Annotated in this window: 17 protein-coding genes; 11 read left to right on the forward strand and 6 right to left on the reverse strand. The window is 70.1% G+C overall.

Annotated features, from left to right (window positions below):
- Positions 1-785: 785 nt before the first annotated feature.
- Both WS91_RS17955 and WS91_RS17960 read left to right on the forward strand, forming a co-directional pair.
- On the forward strand, positions 786-2,897 hold the full coding sequence (locus WS91_RS17955) for a site-specific recombinase (protein WP_059670726.1): 2,112 nt from the start codon (positions 786-788) through the stop codon (positions 2,895-2,897).
- Positions 2,898-3,243: 346 nt separating this feature from the next.
- Positions 3,244-4,545, forward strand: a complete 1,302-nt coding sequence (locus WS91_RS17960) for a THUMP domain-containing class I SAM-dependent RNA methyltransferase (RefSeq protein WP_059647620.1) — start codon at positions 3,244-3,246, stop codon at positions 4,543-4,545.
- Positions 4,546-5,009: 464 nt separating this feature from the next.
- On the opposite strand, the gene WS91_RS17965 is transcribed toward WS91_RS17960, so the two are convergent.
- On the reverse strand, positions 5,010-5,480 hold the full coding sequence (locus tag WS91_RS17965; RefSeq protein WP_038744358.1) for an SRPBCC family protein: 471 nt from the start codon (positions 5,478-5,480) through the stop codon (positions 5,010-5,012).
- 45 nt (positions 5,481-5,525) lie between these two features.
- Here WS91_RS17965 and WS91_RS35990 point away from each other — a divergent pair, with 45 nt between their 5' ends.
- Positions 5,526-6,086 (forward strand): hypothetical protein, encoded by a 561-nt coding sequence (locus WS91_RS35990; protein ID WP_156432390.1) that lies wholly within the window; start codon positions 5,526-5,528, stop codon positions 6,084-6,086.
- Positions 6,087-6,189: 103 nt separating this feature from the next.
- Complete coding sequence (locus WS91_RS17970) at positions 6,190-6,582, forward strand: VOC family protein (RefSeq protein ID WP_038755488.1); 393 nt, start codon at positions 6,190-6,192, stop codon at positions 6,580-6,582.
- On the opposite strand, the gene WS91_RS36890 is transcribed toward WS91_RS17970, so the two are convergent.
- Complete coding sequence (locus WS91_RS36890) at positions 6,569-7,135, reverse strand: hypothetical protein (protein ID WP_059670727.1); 567 nt, start codon at positions 7,133-7,135, stop codon at positions 6,569-6,571. The genes WS91_RS17970 and WS91_RS36890 overlap by 14 nt on opposite strands.
- Before the next feature lie 93 nt (positions 7,136-7,228).
- Between WS91_RS36890 and WS91_RS17980 the strand changes: the two genes are divergently transcribed.
- A complete protein-coding gene (locus WS91_RS17980) occupies positions 7,229-7,915 on the forward strand; it encodes a helix-turn-helix transcriptional regulator (RefSeq protein WP_059670728.1) in 687 nt (228 codons plus the stop codon).
- Between the two features lie 338 nt (positions 7,916-8,253).
- On the opposite strand, the gene WS91_RS17985 is transcribed toward WS91_RS17980, so the two are convergent.
- From WS91_RS17985 to WS91_RS17995, 3 genes are read right to left on the reverse strand one after another with little or no spacing between them, the layout of a single operon-like run.
- Positions 8,254-9,708: an NAD(P)(+) transhydrogenase (Re/Si-specific) subunit beta gene (locus WS91_RS17985; RefSeq protein WP_038755482.1), complete on the reverse strand. Its 1,455-nt coding sequence runs from the start codon at positions 9,706-9,708 to the stop codon at positions 8,254-8,256.
- Positions 9,705-10,034 carry an NAD(P) transhydrogenase subunit alpha gene (locus tag WS91_RS17990; RefSeq protein ID WP_038755481.1) on the reverse strand — a complete coding sequence of 110 codons (330 nt, stop codon included), beginning with the start codon at positions 10,032-10,034 and terminating at the stop codon, positions 9,705-9,707. Before WS91_RS17990 ends, WS91_RS17985 begins: the two co-directional genes overlap by 4 nt.
- Positions 10,035-10,046: 12 nt before the next feature.
- Complete coding sequence (locus tag WS91_RS17995) at positions 10,047-11,186, reverse strand: Re/Si-specific NAD(P)(+) transhydrogenase subunit alpha (RefSeq protein WP_038755479.1); 1,140 nt, start codon at positions 11,184-11,186, stop codon at positions 10,047-10,049.
- A gap of 242 nt (positions 11,187-11,428) precedes the next feature.
- On the opposite strand from WS91_RS17995, the gene WS91_RS18000 reads away from it, so the two are divergent.
- From WS91_RS18000 to WS91_RS18010, 3 genes are all read left to right on the forward strand, one after another.
- Entirely contained in the window at positions 11,429-11,938 is a 510-nt protein-coding gene (locus WS91_RS18000) for an NUDIX hydrolase (RefSeq protein WP_038755477.1), read from the forward strand.
- Positions 11,935-13,164 (forward strand): tRNA 2-thiouridine(34) synthase MnmA, encoded by a 1,230-nt coding sequence (gene mnmA, locus WS91_RS18005; RefSeq protein WP_059583374.1) that lies wholly within the window; start codon positions 11,935-11,937, stop codon positions 13,162-13,164. The genes WS91_RS18000 and mnmA overlap by 4 nt, the downstream gene beginning before the upstream one ends.
- Before the next feature lie 121 nt (positions 13,165-13,285).
- Positions 13,286-14,926 (forward strand): FMN-binding glutamate synthase family protein, encoded by a 1,641-nt coding sequence (locus WS91_RS18010; RefSeq protein WP_038755473.1) that lies wholly within the window; start codon positions 13,286-13,288, stop codon positions 14,924-14,926.
- A gap of 333 nt (positions 14,927-15,259) precedes the next feature.
- Here WS91_RS18010 and WS91_RS18015 read toward each other — a convergent pair whose 3' ends face one another.
- On the reverse strand, positions 15,260-15,871 hold the full coding sequence (locus tag WS91_RS18015; protein ID WP_038754142.1) for a glutathione S-transferase family protein: 612 nt from the start codon (positions 15,869-15,871) through the stop codon (positions 15,260-15,262).
- Between the two features lie 410 nt (positions 15,872-16,281).
- On the opposite strand from WS91_RS18015, the gene WS91_RS18025 reads away from it, so the two are divergent.
- The 3 genes from WS91_RS18025 (at position 16,282) to WS91_RS35995 (ending at position 19,447) form a co-directional block, all read left to right on the forward strand.
- A complete protein-coding gene (locus tag WS91_RS18025) occupies positions 16,282-17,691 on the forward strand; it encodes an aminopeptidase P N-terminal domain-containing protein (RefSeq protein WP_038754145.1) in 1,410 nt (469 codons plus the stop codon).
- A gap of 43 nt (positions 17,692-17,734) precedes the next feature.
- Complete coding sequence (locus tag WS91_RS18030; protein WP_038754148.1) at positions 17,735-18,928, forward strand: UbiH/UbiF/VisC/COQ6 family ubiquinone biosynthesis hydroxylase; 1,194 nt, start codon at positions 17,735-17,737, stop codon at positions 18,926-18,928.
- A gap of 141 nt (positions 18,929-19,069) precedes the next feature.
- A complete protein-coding gene (locus WS91_RS35995; protein ID WP_156432391.1) occupies positions 19,070-19,447 on the forward strand; it encodes a hypothetical protein in 378 nt (125 codons plus the stop codon).
- The last annotated feature ends 1 nt before the right edge of the window (position 19,448 follow it).

Below are 19,448 nucleotides of genomic sequence, written 5' to 3' on the forward strand. Positions count from 1 at the left end.
CGGCGGAAGCGGCGGAAGCGGCGGAAGCGGCGGAAGCGGCGGAAGCGGCGGAAGCGGCGGAAGCGGCGGAAGCGGCAAAAATGATCGCATAAGCCGGTTCGCCCGGCCTGCACCGAATCGATCGATTTTGTGCCGCTCCGGTAACGCGTGAGCCCCGCCGCCCGTGAACCGCCGGCTGTCCGGCGCAGTCGCTCCGGTCGGCACCCGGATTCGGCGGTCGCGGCCGATAGCCGCAGATCGCCCGACCAAGCCGCTGCCGTCGCCGAGCCGCCGGCCCGACCGCCACGACGCGCGCCCCGCCCTTGCCGGGCCGAATCCGGCCTCGGGGCCGTGCCCGTCGGCCTATCCGCTGGTCCGACCGCCCGCCCCAACCGGCGTGACGGCCCGACGGCCGGACAACCCGAAATCCCGACAGCCCGAAATCCCAACGGTCCGACGGTCCGACGGCCCGACGGTCCGACGGTCCGTTTGACATTGTTTATCGATTCGACCGAGGAACCGACGGCGCCGCCGACAGTCGCCTTGCGTTTTTTGCGTCGATTGACGATCCTACGCACCTTCCGGCGAGCCGGGGGCCACGTGCGCCTGCCGCGCCGCCCCGCCGTCGTCTCGGACCGTGCCGGTCCGTCATCGCGCCGCGAGCCGCGGCGCCGCGCATTCGACGTACGCCAGAACGATTGCACGATCGACCGAACCGCCGCGCGCGAGCCGCCCTTGCGCCGCGCCGCCGGTTTGCGCAGCATTCCGACAGAACCCTGCCCTTCGGGGCGCCCGATATTCCGCTTATGTTCGAATCCCTGACGACCCTGATCAAGAAGTGGCGCGCGTCGCGCAGCGCGAGTCATCAGCTCGACGCGCTCCTCGCGACGGCCGACGCCGACGCTCCTTACGCGGAGCGCGCCGAATGGCTGATCGAGCTCGCGCACTGGCTGCGCCGCGACGGCGCGATGCTGGCCGCCGCGCCCGCGCAGGCCGAATCCGGCGAACGCACGTTCGCCGCGCACGCGCGGCTGCGCTACGTGCTCCACGTGCTCGATCGCAACCCCGAGTGGAAGACGAACGTCGCGCGCGTGCTGCGCGGCGTGCTGCGCGAAAGCGACGGCATCTCGCTGCTGTGCGACGCCGGAATGCCCGTGCATTCGGGCTTCTTCGGCGCGCTCGTCGAGCGGATCGACTCGTCGCTGATCCCGCCCGCGCCGAACCGCCGCGAGCTCGCCGCGCTGTTCACGCTGATGTTTCCGTCGACGCCCGACGCGCAATGGATCGACGCGCTGCCCGACGATCTGCTCGCGCGCCTGGCCGATCTGTTCGCGTTCGACGTGACCGACAAGGAGCGCCACCAGCCCGGCTCGCTCTCGCGCGACCTGCTCGCCGCGCTGCACAACCTCACGTGCCAGATCAGCTCGACGGGCCTGTCGCAGACGGTACGCAGCCGCCTGTCGGACGAGGACGCGCGCACGCCGCTCGAAGCGCAGCCGTTCTACCGGCTCACGCGCGCGATGCTCGCCGTCGAGACCGCGCAAGCCGCGCTCGACGACGGCGGCGCTCCGAGCAAGCTGCTGCACGAAGTCAACTATCTGCGCGTGCTGCTCGACGAGTGCCGCGTGTCGATCGACGACGTGTTCTCGCATCTGTACCGCAACGGCGTGTCGGTCGACATCGTGTTCCAGGTCGAGCGCATGCGCATGCGCATCCTGCGCGCGGAGACGCTGCTGAATGCGTGGATGGCGCGCGACGATCTGCGCGGCCTCGCGCGCCTGACGGCCGAGCTCGTCGACGCGAATCAAAACAGCCAGAGCGTGTCGCACCTCGTGCGCAGCAATTTCGCCCTCTTCGCGCGCAAGCTCGTCGAGACCAACGCCGACACCGGCGAGCACTACATCTCGCGCGGCCGCGCCGAGTATCTGAGGATGCTGCGGGCGGCGGCGGGCGGCGGGCTCGTGACTGTCGTGACCGTCTGCATCAAGTTCGGGATCACGGGCGCGCACCTGCAATCGATGCTCGAAGGGCTGCTCGCCGGCATCAACTACGCGGCGAGCTTCATGCTGATGCACTTCCTGCATTTCACGCTCGCGACGAAGCAGCCCGCGATGACCGCGCCGACGCTCGCGCGCGAGCTCGACGGCACCGGCCACGACGAAGGCGTGAAGCAGTTCGTGTCGTCGGTGATCGCGCTGATCCGCACACAGGCGGCCGCGATCTGCGGCAACGTGCTCGTCGTGCTGCCCATCTGCTTCGCCGTGCAGATGTTCGCGAGCAGCGTGCTGCACGCGAACGTGATTTCGCCGGAGAAGGCGCACGCGACGCTGAAGTCGTTCTCGCTCATCGGCCCGACGCCGATCTACGCGGCGCTGACGGGCGTGCTGCTGTGGGCGTCGAGCCTGCTTGCCGGCTGGGCCGACAACTGGTTCGTGCTGCATCGCGTCGGCGACGCGCTCGCGTACAACCGCCGCCTGCGGATCACGCTCGGCGTCGCGGGCGCGGCGAAGCTCGCGCATTTCTGCCGCTCGAACGTGGCGGGCGTGGTCGCCAACGTCGGGCTCGGGCTGATGCTCGGCCTCGTGCCGGCGATCGTCAGCGCATTCGCGTTCTCGTTCGAGGTGCGACACGTGACGCTCTCCGCAGGCTCGATCGGCGTCGCGCTCGGCGTGCTCGGCAAGGAAACGCTGCGCTCGGCCGAGCTGTGGTGGGCGGTTGCGGGCGTCTTCAGCATGGCGATCCTCAACGTCGCGGTGAGCTTCGCGCTCGCGTTCACGATGGCGGTGCGCTCGCGCAGCCTGCGGCCGACGAAGGTGCGCGCGCTCGTCGCCGCGATCGGCCGCGCCGTGCTCGCGCGGCCGGCGAGCCTCGTCTGGCCGCCGCGCGGCGCCGCGGCAAGCGATTCCCGCGCGCACTGATCGGGCGGCCGAGCGGGCCGGCGCGGCGGCACGGCGGCGGCGCCCCGAGCGGGGAAAGCGCGCCGACGGCGCCGCGCGACGCACCGCGGGCACCGGGGCGGCACGCGGCGACCTCGCGCCGCCCCGGCCGCCGCGCGCGAATCGCGACAACGAACAGGGTGCGTGCGTCGAAGTCGAGGAAGTCGACCCGCCGCACGGGAACACGGCGACGCGCCGATACCCCGATACGCCAACACGTACGATTTCGCCTACCCTGCGCCGATGCGCGGCGCTCTGCGCAACCGCCCGCGGCGAGCCCGCCCACCCCGCGTACAATGGCGTACTTTTGCACGCACCAGCCCGCCTTATGTCCTCGCCGACCCTATTCGACTTCTTCGCTCCCTGCCCGCGCGGGCTCGAAGCCGCGCTCGCCGCCGAGCTCGCGGAAATCGCCGCGCGCCATGCGATCGCCCCGTACGACGCGGGCGAGCAGGTGCCGGGCGGCGTCCATTTCCGCGGCGGCTGGGCGGCCGGCATGGCGGCCAACCTGCATTCGCGGATCGCGAGCCGCGTGCTGCTGAAGATCGCGCACCGTCCGTACCGCAACGAGCAGGACGTCTACGCGCTCGCGCTCGAGCAGCCTTGGGAGCGCTGGTTCGCGTCGACGCAGACGCTGCGCGTCGACATCACCGCGATCAAGTCGCCGCTGAAGAGCCTCGAATTCGCGACGCTGCGCGTGAAGGACGCGATCTGCGACCGCCTGCGCGAGAAGACGGGCGCGCGCCCGAGCGTCGACACCGCGCAGCCGGACGTTCGCGTATTCGCGTTCCTGACGGCCGGCGACTGCACGCTTTACCTCGATACGTCGGGCGAGCCGCTATTCAAGCGCGGCTGGCGCCTCGACAAGGGCGCGGCGCCGCTGCGCGAGAACCTCGCGGCGGGCATCCTGCGCCTGACCGGCTGGACGCCCGGCACGCCGCTGTACGACCCGATGTGCGGCAGCGGCACGTTCGTCGCGGAAGCCGCGCAGATCGCGCTCGGCGTGGCGCCGGGCATCGAGCGCCGCTTCGGCTTCGAGAAGCTCAAGCAGTACGACATCACCGCGTGGCAGGCGCTGAAGGTCGCGGCGATGGACGCGAAGCGCGCGGCGCGCGGCAAGCGCGATGATCTGCTCGTCTTCGGCAGCGACATCTCCGGCGACATGCTCGAGAAGACGCGCGCGAACCTCGAGCGCGCGGGCGTGCCGTCGCTGTGGCTCAAGCAGCTCGACGCGCGCAACATGGCGCCGCCCGTCGAGACGCCCGGCGTGATCGTCACGAACCCGCCGTACGGCGAACGGATCGAGGTGCGCGGCCGCGGCCCGCGCGGCGACGCGCGCGAGACGGGGAGAAACCGCGGCGGCGACGACGCGTTCCGCCGCACGCACACCGACGCGCCCGACGGCGAATTCTTCCGCGCGGTGGGCGACGCGCTCAAGCAGCGCTTCACCGGCTGGCAGGCGTTCATGCTGAGCTCGGACCGCACGCTGCCGGGCCAGCTGCGGCTGCGCGAATCGGCGAAGACGCCGCTCTTCAACGGCGCGCTCGAGTGCCGGCTGTTCCGCTTCGATCTGATCGCGGGCAGCGTCCGGCAGCGCCCGGCGGCCGACGGCGACGGCGACGGCGAGTAACGCGCGGCGCGTTCGGCGGCGGCGCATTGCCCGCGCCGCGCAAGCGGCGATCCGGAGCGGCTGACGCGATCGCCCCGTGGCGCGCCGAATCATTCGGTGCGGATGTTGGACACGGCCGGGCGAGCACAGCCTGTTGGGCGCGGCCGTTGAGCTCGACCATTGAGCTCCGCCGGTCGGGCGCCGCCGGTCGGGCACGGCCGGTCGGGCACGGCGGGATAAGCGCGGCCGGTCAGGCACGAAGCGCGAACGGTCCGCATCAAGCTTGCGCCGTGTGGCGAACGCGCCGATTCCGAGCCGCAGGCGCGATCGCCCGCGCGCGCGCCGGCCCCCATCCGGCGCGGCCGGTTGACTACGGCCGGTTCGACACGACGCGCCGCTGGCCCGCATCGGCGGCCGCGCTCGAATCGCCCCGCCGGCCCCGTGCGTCGTGCGGCGCGCATGTCGATGCGGCGAGCGCGCAGTCGTCATTTCTTTTCAACGTCACCGTGCCAACGGCGCGCCGTCATCGCGAGCGGCCGCCCCGTCTCGAGCAGCGTCTTCAGGCTCGACAGCACGACGGGCCAGCCCATCCTGATTCCGCGGTCCATGTCCGAATCCGGCACGAGATTCTCGTGCTTCACGGTGAGGCGCACCGCGTCGTCCATGAACGGCTCGACGGCGAACGTCACGCGCGTGTCCTCGCTGCCGGTCGGAAATCGCCACGAGATCACGAGCCGGCTCGGCGAATCGTTCTCGATCACGTCGCCGACGAGATCGACCGTGCGCGGATCGTCGTAATCCTGGTGCTCCCAGCGCGAACCGGGCTTCCAGTCCGGCGACGCGTTGCGGTGCCGGCACCAGTACTCCTTCGTCAGCTCCGCGTTGGTGAGCGCATCGAACACGCGCTCGGGCGTCGATGCGATGTATGTCACGTACACATAAGCGGGGTCAGCCATCGTCGTCTCCCTGTCCTCATCGGTGCGGGCCGCGCCGGGCCCGCGTTGCGGATTGGCGAGCGCCTGCGGGCGGCGCCCGAGCTTGCCGATCCGGCGCTCGGCGGTTTCGTCGATCTCGTCGATCTCGTCGATCTCGTCGATCTCGTCGAGCGCGGCGAGCGCGGCGAGCGGCTCGGAATTCGGGTCATCCAATTTCTGGCGGCCGCGCGCCGCACGCTCGCTGCGGTATTCACACCCTCGAAGCACGTCTCGCACGTGCCGCCCCGTCGATTGCCGACGCCTCGCGGCGCGTCGCCGGTGTTATGGCGAACCTATCGGCGAGTTCTTTGTCCAGCCGCTTTCGGCAAGCTCTTCGGCAAGCTCTTCGGCAAGCTCTTCGGCAAGCTCTTCGGCAAGCTCTTAGACGAGCCCCTCGACAAGCCGTTCGCCGAGCCCTCCGCCGGGTTCGGTTCACGTCGGCCGTCGCGCGCGGCGTATGCGGCGAATCGCGCCGGCAACGGTGCGCGTGGGCCGCGCGCGCATCGAATGCGAGGTCGTCGAACGCCGGGCGGCACGGCTTCATTTTGCGACCTGAAAGTAGCGCGTCAAGCACCGTTACGCTGCTGACAATACGTTGTCAGCAGGCTCCGCGCACACTGCGAAGCCGTCGCGCCGCGACGCGGGTTTCCGGGGCGGACTCCCCCGCACATCAACGTACAAGGAGCTTGCAATGACTACCGCAAACAGCGAACGCGTGATCGCCTGGTTCGACATTCCGTCAGTCGATTTCGACCGCGCGATCCGCTTCTACGAGACCGTGCTGCAAACGGCGTTGCAGCGCGAGGTGATCGGCGGCGTGCCGACCGCGGTCTTCGTGCATCCGGAGGCGGCCACGGGCGGCGCGGTCGTCTACGATCCACAGCGACTGAAGCCGGGCGCGGACGGCACCGTCGTCTACCTGAACGCGAACGGTCCGGTGACGGCCGCGCTCGAGCGTGCGAAGCGCGCGGGCGGCATCGTGCAGGGCTCGGTGATCGAGCTGCCGAACAACTACGGCTACATCGGCTATCTCGTCGACACCGAAGGCAATCGCGTCGGCCTGCATTCGCTCAAATGCAGTTGAGCGCGTCGCCGGTGAGCTGCGTGCTTGCGCCGACGGGCAGAACGTCGGCCGCGCGAGCCGGGACGCGCCGCGCCGGCGCGCATGCGGCAGCGTGCGAGCCGGCGTGGAGAACGGCCTTCGGCATGGTGTCGGTGTCGGTGTCGGTGTCGGTGTCGACGCCGAAGACGGTGGCGGGAACGGCGACGAAGGCGGAAGCGGCAATCGCCAACCGCACGGCGGCGCGTGCGGCTGGGGAAACGGCGGCGGCGGTGTCGGTGTTGGCGGTGTTGTCGGTGTTGTCGGTGTTGTCGGTGTTGGCGGTGTTGGCGGTGTTGGCGGTGTTGGCGGTGTTGGCGGTGTTGGCGGTGTTGGCGACGTTGGCGACGTTGGCGACGTTGGCGACGTTGGCGACGTTGGCGACGTTGGCGACGTTGGCGACGTTGGCGGCAGCGGCGGCAGCGGCGTCAGCGTCAGCGTCGACATCAGCATCGACGTCGACATCACCCCCGATGACGACCGTAGCGCCGTCGACATCGAAGCACGTGCAATCGCCCGCCGCAACGATCGCGCACATCGGATCGCCTACGAAAACCGCGCGCGCCCGCCGTCGCGCGCGGCGCTATCATCGCGGCATTGCCCCCCTCGTTCCCACTCTCGAAGGCTCGCGATGACGCGCCGCGCCGACCGTCTGTTCCAGATCGCCGAATTGCTGCGCGGCCGCCGCCTGACGACCGCGCAGCAACTCGCCGACTGGCTGTCGGTATCGCCGCGCACCGTGTATCGCGACGTGCGCGATCTGCAACTGTCGGGCGTGCCGATCGAAGGCGAAGCCGGGATCGGCTACCGCCTGAACCGCGCGGCGAGCCTGCCGCCCCTCACGTTCACCGCGGAAGAGCTCGCCGCGCTCGCGGCGGGCGCGCGGATGCTCGAGACGTGGGGCGGCGCGCGCTTCGCGGGCGGCGCGCGTTCGGCGCTCGCGAAGATCGCGTCGGCGATGCCCGCCGACAAGCGCGCGACGCTCGACCGGCTCGCGGTGTTCGCGCCGTCGTTTCACATCGACCGCGCGTTCTCGGAGAAAGTGGATGCGCTGCACGAAGCGGTCGACGGCCGCCGCGTCGTGAGCTTCGCGTACTGCGACCGGCTCGGCGCGCAGACGACGCGCCGCGTGTGGCCGCTCGGGCTCGTGTACTGGGGCGGGCGCTGGACGATCGGCGCGTGGTGCGAACTGCGCGAGGACTTCCGCACGTTCGACATCGCGCGCATGAACGAGGTCGCGGTGCACGACCCGTTTCCGGATCAGGAGGGCAAGCGGCTCGCCGACTATCTGCGCAAGGCGAACGCGCCCGTGCGCTGAACGCGGCGCAATCGCGCCGCGCGATCTCGAATGCCCGCAAAACGCGTCGCGGCGAGTCGCGAGTCGCGAATTGTGAGTTGCGAGCCACCACTCGCAATTCACGCGGCGCCCCCGCCCGGCACGAAATTGAAAACGAAGAAAACGGAGGAATCAGAGCACAAGCGGCGGCGACCCAAGCGCGCCGGCCGCACGGCGCGATCCGCGTCGCCGCCGCGCCGCCGCGCCGGCGCCCGCACACAAAAGAAAAGCGCCGGATCGACGCGCCCCTTTCGGAGCGCACGCCGACCGGCGCGATGCTGCCGCGCGGCGCGCGCCCGGCCGGGCGCACGCGCGCCGCGTCACTCGACCGACTTCACCATGTCCTCGATCACCTTCTTCGCGTCGCCGAAGACCATCATCGTCTTGTCCATGTAGAAGAGCTCGTTGTCGAGGCCCGCGTAGCCCGCCGCCATCGACCGCTTGTTGACGATCACCGTGCGCGCCTTGTACGCCTCGATGATCGGCATCCCCGCGATCGGCGATTTCGGATCGTTCTTCGCCGCCGGATTCACGACGTCGTTCGCGCCGAGCACGAGCACGACGTCCACCTGCCCGAATTCGCCGTTGATGTCCTCCATCTCGTGGACGATCTCGTACGGCACTTCGGCTTCCGCGAGCAGCACGTTCATGTGGCCCGGCATCCGCCCCGCGACCGGATGAATCGCGTAGCGCACGTCGATGCCCTTCTCGACGAGCTTGTCGGTCAGCTCCTTCAGCGCGTGCTGAGCGCGCGCCACCGCCAGGCCATAGCCCGGCACGATCACGACCGATTCGGCGTTGCCGAGCATGAACGACGCGTCCTCCGCCGAGCCCGACTTCACCGGCCGCTGTTCCTTCTCGCCGCCCGCCGACGCCGCGCCCGCATCGCCGCCGAAGCCGCCCAGGATCACGTTGAAGAACGAGCGGTTCATCGCGTGGCACATGATGTACGACAGGATCGCGCCCGACGAGCCGACGAGCGAGCCCGCGATGATCAGCATCGCGTTGTTCAGCGAGAAGCCGATGCCCGCCGCCGCCCACCCCGAGTACGAGTTCAGCATCGACACGACGACCGGCATGTCCGCGCCGCCGATCGGAATGATGATCAGCACGCCGAGCGCGAACGCGATCGCCGTCATGATTCCGAACGGCAGCCACGATTGCGTGAGGAAGAACAGAGCGCCGAAGCCGAGCATCGCGAGCGCGAGCATCAGGTTCACCAGATGCTGGCCCGGATAGACGACGGGCGCGCCCTGGAACAGCCGGAACTTGTACTTGCCCGACAGCTTGCCGAACGCGATCACCGAGCCGGAGAACGTGATCGCGCCGACGAACGTGCCGATGAACAACTCGATCCGGTTGCCGTACGGGATGAAGTTCGGCGAGCTCGCGTCCTGCGGCACGAGCCCGAACGCCTCCGGCTCCGCGACCACCGCGACCGCGATGCACACGGCCGCGAGACCGATCAGCGAGTGCATCGCCGCGACGAGCTCGGGCATCTTCGTCATCTCGACGCGCGCGGCGATCACCGAGCCCACCGCGCCGCCGATCACGAGCGCGCCGAACACGAGCCCGAGCCCGAGCGGCAGGTTCGCGCCGAGCCACGCGGCCTGCTTCGCGATCAGCGCGACGGTGGTCAGGATCGCGATCGCCATCCCGACCATTCCGAATAGATTGCCTCGTCTAGCGCTCTTCGGATTCGACAGCCCCTTGAGCGCCTGGATGAAGCACACCGACGCGACGAGGTACAGCAACGTGACGACGTTCATGCTCATCGCGCGCCCTCCTTCGCCTTGCCGCCCGCCTGCTTCGGCTCCTTCTTCTTGAACATCTCGAGCATGCGCCTCGTCACGAGGAAGCCGCCGAACACGTTGACCGCCGCGAGCGCGACGGCGAGCGTGCCGAACACCTTGCCGACGCCGCCCAGCGTGAGCGCGGCCGCGAGCATCGCGCCGACGATCACGATCGCCGAGATCGCGTTCGTCACCGCCATCAGCGGCGTATGCAGCGCGGGCGTCACGTTCCACACCACGTGGTAGCCGACGTACACCGCCAGCACGAAGATGATCACGTTGATGACCGTGTGATTGATGATCTCCATGGCCTCCTCCCGTTATTTGCGCACGACTTCGCCGTCGCGGCACAAAAGCGTCGCGGCCACGATGTCGTCCGAAAGATCGATGTTGAGCGCGCCTTCCTTCGTGACGATCAGCTTCAGGAAGTCGAACAGGTTGCGCGCGTAGAGCGACGACGCGTCGGCGGGCACCATCGCGGCCAGGTTCGTGTAGCCCGCGATCGTCACCCCTTGGTGCACGATCACCTGATCGGCGACGGTGAGCGGGCAGTTGCCGCTCTTCCTGCCGTCGAATTCGGGGCCGCGGCCCGCCGCGAGATCGACGAGCACCGAGCCCGGCTTCATCGACTGCACGGTCTCGACGGAGATCAGCGTCGGCGCGGCGCGGCCCGGAATCAGCGCGGTGGTGATCACGATGTCGGCCTGCTTCGCGCGATCGTGCACGAGCGCCGCCTGCCGGCCGAGCCACGACGCCGGCATCGGCCGCGCGTAGCCGCCGACGCCTTGCGCGGCATCGCGCTCTTCTTGCGTTTCGTAAGGAACGTCGAGAAATTTCGCGCCGAGCGATTCGATCTGCTCCTTCACCGCCGGGCGCACGTCGGACGCCTCGATCACGGCGCCCAGGCGCTTCGCGGTCGCGATCGCCTGCAGGCCCGCGACGCCCGCGCCGAGCACGAGCACCCGCGCGGCCTTCACGGTGCCCGCGGCCGTCATCAGCATCGGAAAGAAGCGCGGATACAGCGTCGCGGCGACGAGCACCGCCTTGTAGCCGGCGATGTTCGCCTGCGACGACAGCACGTCGAGGCTCTGCGCGCGCGTCGTGCGCGGCGCGGCTTCGAGCGCGAAGCCCGTCACGCCCGCCGCCGCGAGGCGCGCCGCCTGCTCGGCGTTGAACGGCTCGAGCATGCCGACCAGCACCGAGCCTCGCTTCAGATGCCCGTTCTCGGCGTCGGTCGGCGCCTGGACCTTCAGCACGATGTCCGCGGCGAACGCGGCGGCCGCATCGGCGAGCTCCGCGCCGGCCGCCGCATACGCGTCGTCCGGAAAGCTCGCGGCCGTGCCCGCGCCGCGCTCGACCGTGACGCGGTGGCCAGCCGCCGCGTATTTCTTGACCGTCTCCGGCGTCGCCGCCACGCGCGCCTCGTTCGCCCGCGTTTCGGCAGGCACTCCGATATGCATCGTCGATCCCTCCTCTTCGTTTGTTCTACTGCGACGGCGAGCCGGAAGACTGACATACCGGCTCGAAGGCAACGGCTGTTTCAGGCGCCACTTTAACCGAAAGCGGTGACGATTCATCAATGCGACCCCTTTCCGGCGGCCGCGCCCGTGCGCATCGGCAACGCCCGCAGTTGCGCCGGGGTCGGAACCGCGCTATACGCGCATTCGGCAGCCGCGCGGCGCAACCGGTAAAATGCGCGGCTATGAAACCCGAAATCTGGACCCCGCACGTGACGGTCGCCGCGATCGTCGAACGCGACGGGCGCTTTCTCGTGATCGAAGAACAAACGTCGTCCGGCCTGCGCATCAACCAGCCGGCGGGCCACCTCGAAGCCGGCGAGACGCTCGTCGAAGCGGTGATCCGCGAGACGCTCGAGGAAACCGCGCATCCGTTCGAGCCGGACGCGCTCGTCGGCGTGTATCTCGCGCACTACGCACGCCCGGCGAGCGCCGGCGCGACCTACCTGCGCTTCACGTTCTGCGGCCGCGCGGGCGTCGAGCACGCCGATCGCGCGCTCGACGCCGGCATCGTCCGCACGCTGTGGATGACGCCCGAGGAACTGCGCGCCTGCGAGGATCGCCACCGCTCGCCCGCGGTGATGCGTTGCGTCGACGACTACCTCGCCGGCCGCCGCGTGCCGCTCGATTTCGTGCATACGCATTCGGTCGCGCCATATCGCGCGGCCCCGAATCATCAGGCGGTGGGCAAATGACGAAGCGTCGAGTCGTGGTGGGCATGTCGGGCGGCGTCGATTCGTCGGTGACGGCGTGGCTCTTGAAGGAACAGGGCTACGACGTCGTCGGCCTCTTCATGAAGAACTGGGAGGACGACGACGACGGCGAATACTGCTCGACGCGGCAGGATTGGATCGACGTCGTGTCGGTCGCGGACCTGATCGGCATCGACGTCGAGGCCGTCAATTTCGCGGCCGAATACAAGGACCGGGTATTCGCCGAGTTCCTGCGCGAATACTCGGCGGGCCGCACGCCGAACCCGGACGTGCTGTGCAACGCCGAGATCAAGTTCAAGGCGTTCCTCGATCACGCGATGTCGCTCGGCGCGGAAACGATCGCGACCGGCCACTACGCGCGCGTGCGCGAGCGCGACGGCCGCTTCGAGCTGCTGAAGGCGCTCGATCATACGAAAGACCAGTCGTACTTCCTGCATCGCCTCAATCAGGCGCAACTGTCGAAGACGATGTTCCCGCTCGGCGAGATCCCGAAGACGAAGGTCCGCGAGATCGCCGCGCAGATCGGGCTGCCGAACGCGAAGAAGAAGGATTCGACGGGCATCTGCTTCATCGGCGAGCGCCCGTTCCGCGATTTCCTGAACCGCTATCTGCCGACGAAACCCGGCCCGATGAAGACGCCCGACGGCAAGACGGTCGGCGAGCACATCGGCCTCGCGTTCTACACGTTCGGCCAGAGGAAGGGCATCGGGCTCGGCGGCAGCAAGGACGGCAGCGGCGAGCCGTGGTTCGTCGCGGCGAAGGACATTGCGTCGAACACGCTCTACGTCGTGCAGGGCCACGATCATCCGTGGCTGCGCTCGCGCGAGCTCGTCGCGGGCAACGTCAGCTGGGTCGCGGGCGAGCCGCCCGCCGACGGCGCGCGGTGCGGCGCGAAAACCCGTTATCGGCAGGCCGACGCGGCTTGCATGTTCGGCCGGGCCGCGCCGGATCGAGGCGCGTCAAGCCGGGCCGGGCAAGACCGAGCCGCGCCGGGCGCCGGCGCACCGCCTGCCGGCGCGGCCGATGCCGGCGGCGAGCGCTTCTCGCTCACGTTCGACGAGCCGCAATGGGCCGTCACGCCCGGCCAGTCGGCCGTGCTGTACGACGGCGACGTATGCGTCGGCGGCGGGATCATCGAGTCCGCGGCGACGGAACGCCCCGACGCCGCCCCCGAGGGCCGCGCAAGCGCGCTCGCCGAAGCGCGCTGAACCCCGATCGGTTTAGACTTGCGGCACGCGAGGCACGCCGCGCCGGCCGGGCGCCGTGCGCGCGCGCCGCCGCGCCTGCCGCCGACGCGCGGCGGCATCCGAAAAACGATATGGAGTCCCCATGCTTTCTCGACGCTATCTCGCGATGTGGTGCGCGCTCGCCCTCTTCGCGGCCGTCGCCGTGCTCGCGGCGCGGCACACGATCTCGTGGCTGTGGATCGTGCCCGTCGCCGCGCTCGTCGCGCTCGGCCTGTACGACCTGAAGCAGGACCGCCACGCGATCCTGCGCAACTATCCGCTCTGGGGCCATCTGCGCTTCCTGTTCGAATTCATCCGCCCCGAAATCCGCCAGTACTTCGTCGAGGACGATACCGACGAAAAGCCGTTCTCGCGCGCGCAGCGCAGCCTCGTCTACCAGCGCGCGAAGAACGTCGCCGACAACCGGCCCTACGGCACCGAGCTCGACGTGAAGGCGGTCGCGCACGAATGGATCAGCCATTCGCTCGCGCCGACGAAGCTCGACGGCCACGACTTCCGGGTGCGCGTGGGCGCGACGCGCGAGCAGCCGTACGACATCTCGATCTTCAACATCTCGGCGATGAGCTTCGGCGCGCTGTCGGCGAACGCGATCCGCGCGCTCAATCTCGGCGCGAAGCAAGGCGGCTTCGCGCACGACACGGGCGAAGGCTCGCTGTCGAAATATCACCGCGAGCATGGCGGCGACATCATCTGGGAGATCGGCTCCGGCTACTTCGGCTGCCGCCGCGACGACGGCACGTTCGATCCGGACACATTCGAGAAGCAGGCGCGCGCCCCGCAGGTGAAGATGATCGAGGTGAAGCTGTCGCAAGGCGCGAAGCCCGGCCACGGCGGCGTGCTGCCCGCCGCCAAGATCACGCCCGAGATCGCCGAGACGCGCGGCGTGCCGATGGGCAAGGATTGCGTGTCGCCCGCCGCGCACTCGGCGTTCTCGACGCCGCGCGGGCTGCTCGAATTCGTCGACCGGCTGCGCGAGCTGTCCGGCGGCAAGCCGACGGGCTTCAAGCTGTGCGTCGGCCATCCGTGGGAATTCTTCGGGATCGCGAAGGCGATGCTCGAGACGGGCATCGTGCCGGACTTCATCGTCGTCGACGGCGCGGAAGGCGGCACCGGCGCGGCGCCCCTCGAATTCACCGATCACGTCGGCGTGCCGCTGCAGGAAGGGCTTCTCCTCGTGCACAACACGCTCGTCGGGATCGGGCTGCGCGAGCGGGTGAAGCTCGGCGCGAGCGGCAAGATCATCACCGCGTTCGATATCGCGCGCACGCTCGCGATCGGCGCGGACTGGGTGAACTCGGCGCGCGGCTTCATGTTCGCGGTCGGCTGCATCCAGGCGCAGCACTGCCACACCGACCGCTGCCCGACGGGCGTCGCGACGCAGGACCCGGTGCGCCAGCGCGCGCTCGTCGTGCCGGACAAGGCGGAGCGCGTCCACAACTTCCATCGCAACACGCTGCACGCGCTGCAGGAGCTCGTGCAGGCGGCGGGGCTGTCGCACCCGTCCGAGCTGCGCGCGCATCACATCGTGCAGCGCGTCGCGCCGCACGAAGTGCGGCTGATGTCGCAACTGCTCAAGTATCTGGAGCCGGGCGCGCTGCTGAACGGCGGCCATTGCGGCTTCTCGCTGTACGAGACGTGGTGGCCCGTCGCGCGCAGCGATTCGTTCTCGCCCGGCGAGGCCGTATACGCGCGCGTCGACAAGCGCGCGCCGGCGCGCGCGTAGCCGCATCGCGCGAAGCGTCGCGACGGCGCGCGCGGCGAAGCGGTCGTGCGAATCGTCGCGGTGCGGCGGTGCGGCGGTGCGGCGGTGCGGCGGTGCGGCGGTGCGGCGGTGCGGCGGTGCGGCGGTGCGGCGGTGCGGGCAAATATGATGCGACGATCCACAGCCGATGCAACCGCCTACAGCCGTTGAACGGCGCGATCGCGAGCCGCGTTCCGAAACGCCGCGCCGTCAGCCGGCTCGCGCGACGCAGCTTCGCCCCGCGAACGCTCGATGCATCAAACGAAAACGCCCCATCCGGGGCGTTTTTTCGTCATCGCCGCGTGCGGCGACGCGTCACTGCGGAACCGTGTCGACGAACGTCTGGCGCTGCGCGAGCTTCGCGAAATGCTTGTCGAGATTCGAATGGCGCTCGCGCCAGTTGATCTCCGGCATCCGGAATTCGAGGTAGCCGAGCGCGCAGCCGAGCGCGATGTCGGCGAGCGTGTAGTGATTGCCGACGCACCACGTCTTGCCGGCGAGGCCCTGCGACATCGCGACGAGGCCGTCGTCGATCTTGCGCTGCTGGCGCGCGATCCACGCGTCGCTGCGCTGATGCGGCTCGCGCTGCACGTGCTCGATGCGGATCGCGACCGCCGCGTCGAGCACGCCGTCGCCGAGCGCCTCCCAGCACCGCACCTCGACGCGCTCGCGTCCGGACGGCGGAATCAGCTTGCCGACGGGCGAAAGCGTGTCGACGTATTCGCAGATCACGCGCGAATCGAACACGGCGGCGCCGTCTTCCATCACGAGGCACGGCACCTTGCCGAGCGGGTTCGACGCATGGATGTCGGTGTCCGGCGCCCAGACGTTTTCGAGCTCCAGCTTGTAGTCGATCTTCTTTTCAGCGAGCACGATTCGCGCCTTGCGGACGAACGGGCTGCTGAGCGAACCGATTAATTTCATCATCTGTCTTCTGTCGGGAATACCGCCCGAGAGTATACGTTGTCGCCGATCATAACCGGCCGTTGCGTCTGCGTTGATAATCGGCCGTCCGGCCTGTGGATGGTTTGCAACAATGACGCCCGCCGCGCGGGCCGGCAAGGCGGCGGCCGGCCTTGCTTCGGCCGCGGCCGCGCGGGCCGGGTCGCGGATTCGCGCCGACGTCCCGCGCCGACACGCCGGCCGCGCGCGACGCTCGACGGGCAGCGCGGCTTCGCGTCGCGCGCGGCGCGCTTTGTGTGTGCTTTCGCGTGCGCTGTTGCGCGCGCGGTTTCATGCGCGCACGGGCGCGGCGGGACGAGCCGCCCCGCGGCGTCCGCACGGCCGCCTCGCCCCCGTCGCGCGCGCGACCCGCGCGACGGCGCTACAATCGCGTGATGAATCAGCCGACCGAACCCGCCATCGCCCTCGACGTCCACCGCCAGCGCCGCGACCGCGTGCTGGCCAAGCTGCGCGCGCAAGGCGGCGGCGTCGCCATCGTGCCGACCGCGCCGGAAGTGCCCCGCAATCGCGACAGCGATTATCCGTACCGGCACGACAGCTACTTCCACTACCTGACGGGCTTCTCCGAGCCCGACGCGCTGCTCGTCCTCGACGCGTCGGCGGCGGGCGACGCGCCCCGCGCGATCCTCTTCTGCCGCGCGAAGAATCCCGAGCGCGAGATCTGGGAAGGGTTCCATTTCGGCCCCGAAGCCGCGCGCGACGCGTTCGGCTTCGACGCCGCGTTCCCGTACGACGCGCTCGACGCCGAGATGCCGCGCCTTCTCGCCGATGCGCACGCGCTCCACTACCGCTTCGGCGCGTCGGCCGAATTCGACGGCCGCCTGAACGGCTGGCTCGACGCGGTGCGCGCGCGCGCCCGCGCTGGCGTCGCCGCGCCCGGCGCCGCATTCGATCTCGAGCCGCTCCTCGACGACATGCGCCTCGTGAAAGATCCGCACGAGCAGGCGATCATGCGCCGCGCGGCCGAGATTTCAGCGCTCGCGCACCGCCGCGCGATGGCCGCGTGCCGTCCCGGAGTGCGCGAATACGAACTCGAGGCCGAGCTGCTCTACACGTTTCGCCGCCACGGCGCGCAATCGCCCGCCTACGGCTCGATCGTCGCGACGGGCGCGAACGCGTGCGTGCTCCACTATCCGGCCGGCAACACGATCGTCAAGGACGGCGACCTGATCCTGATCGACGCCGCCTGCGAGCTCGACGGCTACGCATCCGACATCACCCGCACGTTCCCGGCGAACGGCCGCTTCTCGGGCCCGCAGCGTGCGCTCTACGACATCGTGCTCGCCGCGCAGGAAGCGGCGATCGCGGCGACGCGCGCGGGCACGTCGTTCGACGCGCCGCACGACGCCGCGGTGCGCGTGCTCGCGCAGGGCATGCTCGACACCGGGCTCGTGCCGAAGGCGCGCTTCGCGAGCGTCGACGACGTGATCGCCGAGCGTGCGTACACGCGCTTCTACATGCACCGCACGGGCCATTGGCTCGGGATGGACGTGCACGACTGCGGCGACTACCGCGAGCGCGGCGCGCCGCGCGACGACGACGGCGCGCTGCCGTCGCGCGTGCTGCACGCGGGCATGGCGCTCACGATCGAGCCGGGCCTCTACGTGCGCCCGGCCGACGACGTGCCGCAGGCGTTCTGGGACATCGGCATCCGGATCGAGGACGACGCGTTCGTCACGCCGACGGGGTGCGAGCTGATCACGCGCGACGTGCCGGTGGCCGCCGACGAGATCGAGGCGCTGATGCGCGACGCGCAGACGCAAAGCGCCCGCCCGCAGCCATGACCCGCCCGCGCGCTTTCCTATCGAGACCCACGATTCAAGAACGATGACGACCGCCGCCCCCTCGCCCGCTTTCGACTTCGATATCGCGATCGTCGGCGCCGGGCCGGTCGGGCTTGCGCTCGCCGGCTGGCTCGCGCGGCGCAGCGCGACCCGCGCGCTGTCGGTCGCGCTCGTCGACGCGCGCGATCCCGACGCGAGCGCGAACGATCCGCGCGCGATCGCCGTGTCGCAAGGCAGCCGGATGCTGCTCGATACGCTCGGCTGGCCGGGCGACGCGACGCCGATCGAGCACATCCACGTCTCGCAGCGCGGCCATTTCGGCCGCACGCTGATCGATCGCGACGAGCACGATCTCGCCGCGCTCGGCTACGTCGTGCGCTACGGCTCGATCGTGCAGGCGCTCGCGCGCGCAGTGCGCGGCACGCCCGCGCACTGGTTCACGTCGACATCCGCGCATTCGCCGGCGCAGGACGCCGACGGCGTGACCGTCACGCTCGACACGCCGCAAGGCGCGCGCGCGCTGCGCGCGCGCGTGCTCGTGAACGCGGAAGGCGGCCTCTTCGACGACGGCAAGCGCAAGCTGACCGAGAGCGCGAAAAATCGCGACTATGGACAGACGGCGCTCGTCGGCACCGTCACGGTGTCGGCGCCGCGGCCGCGCGTCGCCTGGGAGCGCTTCACCGGCGAAGGCCCGCTCGCGCTGCTGCCGCTCGGCGGCCCGCAACAGGCGGATTACGCGCTCGTCTGGTGCTGCGCGCCCGACGTCGCGCGGCGGCGCAGCGAATTGCCCGACGACGCGTTCCTGCAGGAACTCGGCGCGACGTTCGGCACGCGGATGGGACACTTCACGCGGATCGCCGGACGCGCGGCGTTCCCGCTCGGGCTCGCCGCGGCCGATACGCTCGTCGACGGCCGGGTCGCGATCGTCGGCAACGCCGCGCAGACGCTGCACCCGGTCGCGGGCCAAGGGCTGAACCTCGGGCTGCGCGACGCGCACACGCTCGCCGAGACGTTGTCCGAGCACGGCGCGACGCCGCTCGCGCTCGCGACGTTCAACGCGCGCCGCGCGCTCGACAGACGCTTCACGATCGGCGCGACCGATACGCTCGCCCGCCTGTTCACCATCGAGTCGCGCCCGCTCGCGGTGCTGCGCGGCGCGGCGCTCACCGCGCTCGAATTCGTGCCGCCGCTCAAGACGGCGATCGCGCGGCAGATGATGTTCGGACAGCGGCGCTGACGCGCACGGGCGCGGCCGTCGGCACGCGACCGTCGGTCATCGCCGGCGCGCGGCGTTCGGTCGCCGAAGGCTGAATGTCGGCAGCCGGCGGCCCGGCCGATCGAATCGAAATCGAAAAGCAGGCCGCACGCCGTTGCGGCCATGTTCGCTCGAGTCATCTCGAGCGATGCCCGCGAGCCGCGCGTCGTGCGATCCGGGAAACGGTTTCTTCGCCGAGCGATTCGGTCAAGCCGCGACCGGCGTTTTTCCGACGCAATCGCGCGACGGGGCCGGCATCGAGCCTCTCATGCCGCACGCACGCTTTCCACCTCGACGCCCATCCCGGCCGCCTCTCGCCGCGCCGCCGCCTTGCGCATCGAGACGCACGAGAAACGCGAGCGCGCGAGCGCCGTCACCGAAGCCGACGCCAACCGGCTTCGCGAGCTCGCGGCCCATTTCCCGCCGCATCGCAGCTACACCGCTTCGCAGGCGCGCACGATGCGTCATCCCACCTTCACGCAAGATTCATCGACGATTTAAC

The sequence above is a fragment of the Burkholderia sp. MSMB1498 genome (assembly GCF_001526245.1).
Lineage (GTDB): Bacteria > Pseudomonadota > Gammaproteobacteria > Burkholderiales > Burkholderiaceae > Burkholderia > Burkholderia savannae.

Coding starts and splice junctions, on each gene's coding strand:
- WS91_RS17955 (WP_059670726.1), top strand. CDS start 786: ATGTTCGAATCCCTGACGACCCTGATCAAGAAGTGGCGCGCGTCGCGC.
- WS91_RS18010 (WP_038755473.1), top strand. CDS start 13,286: ATGCTTTCTCGACGCTATCTCGCGATGTGGTGCGCGCTCGCCCTCTTC.
- WS91_RS17960 (WP_059647620.1), top strand. CDS start 3,244: ATGTCCTCGCCGACCCTATTCGACTTCTTCGCTCCCTGCCCGCGCGGG.
- WS91_RS17965 (WP_038744358.1), bottom strand. CDS start 5,480: ATGGCTGACCCCGCTTATGTGTACGTGACATACATCGCATCGACGCCC.
- WS91_RS17990 (WP_038755481.1), bottom strand. CDS start 10,034: ATGGAGATCATCAATCACACGGTCATCAACGTGATCATCTTCGTGCTG.
- mnmA (WP_059583374.1), top strand. CDS start 11,935: ATGACGAAGCGTCGAGTCGTGGTGGGCATGTCGGGCGGCGTCGATTCG.
- WS91_RS18030 (WP_038754148.1), top strand. CDS start 17,735: ATGACGACCGCCGCCCCCTCGCCCGCTTTCGACTTCGATATCGCGATC.
- WS91_RS17980 (WP_059670728.1), top strand. CDS start 7,229: ATGACGCGCCGCGCCGACCGTCTGTTCCAGATCGCCGAATTGCTGCGC.
- WS91_RS35995 (WP_156432391.1), top strand. CDS start 19,070: ATGTTCGCTCGAGTCATCTCGAGCGATGCCCGCGAGCCGCGCGTCGTG.
- WS91_RS18025 (WP_038754145.1), top strand. CDS start 16,282: ATGAATCAGCCGACCGAACCCGCCATCGCCCTCGACGTCCACCGCCAG.
- WS91_RS17995 (WP_038755479.1), bottom strand. CDS start 11,186: ATGCATATCGGAGTGCCTGCCGAAACGCGGGCGAACGAGGCGCGCGTG.
- WS91_RS36890 (WP_059670727.1), bottom strand. CDS start 7,135: ATGTGCGCGATCGTTGCGGCGGGCGATTGCACGTGCTTCGATGTCGAC.
- WS91_RS17970 (WP_038755488.1), top strand. CDS start 6,190: ATGACTACCGCAAACAGCGAACGCGTGATCGCCTGGTTCGACATTCCG.
- WS91_RS18000 (WP_038755477.1), top strand. CDS start 11,429: ATGAAACCCGAAATCTGGACCCCGCACGTGACGGTCGCCGCGATCGTC.
- WS91_RS17985 (WP_038755482.1), bottom strand. CDS start 9,708: ATGAGCATGAACGTCGTCACGTTGCTGTACCTCGTCGCGTCGGTGTGC.
- WS91_RS18015 (WP_038754142.1), bottom strand. CDS start 15,871: ATGATGAAATTAATCGGTTCGCTCAGCAGCCCGTTCGTCCGCAAGGCG.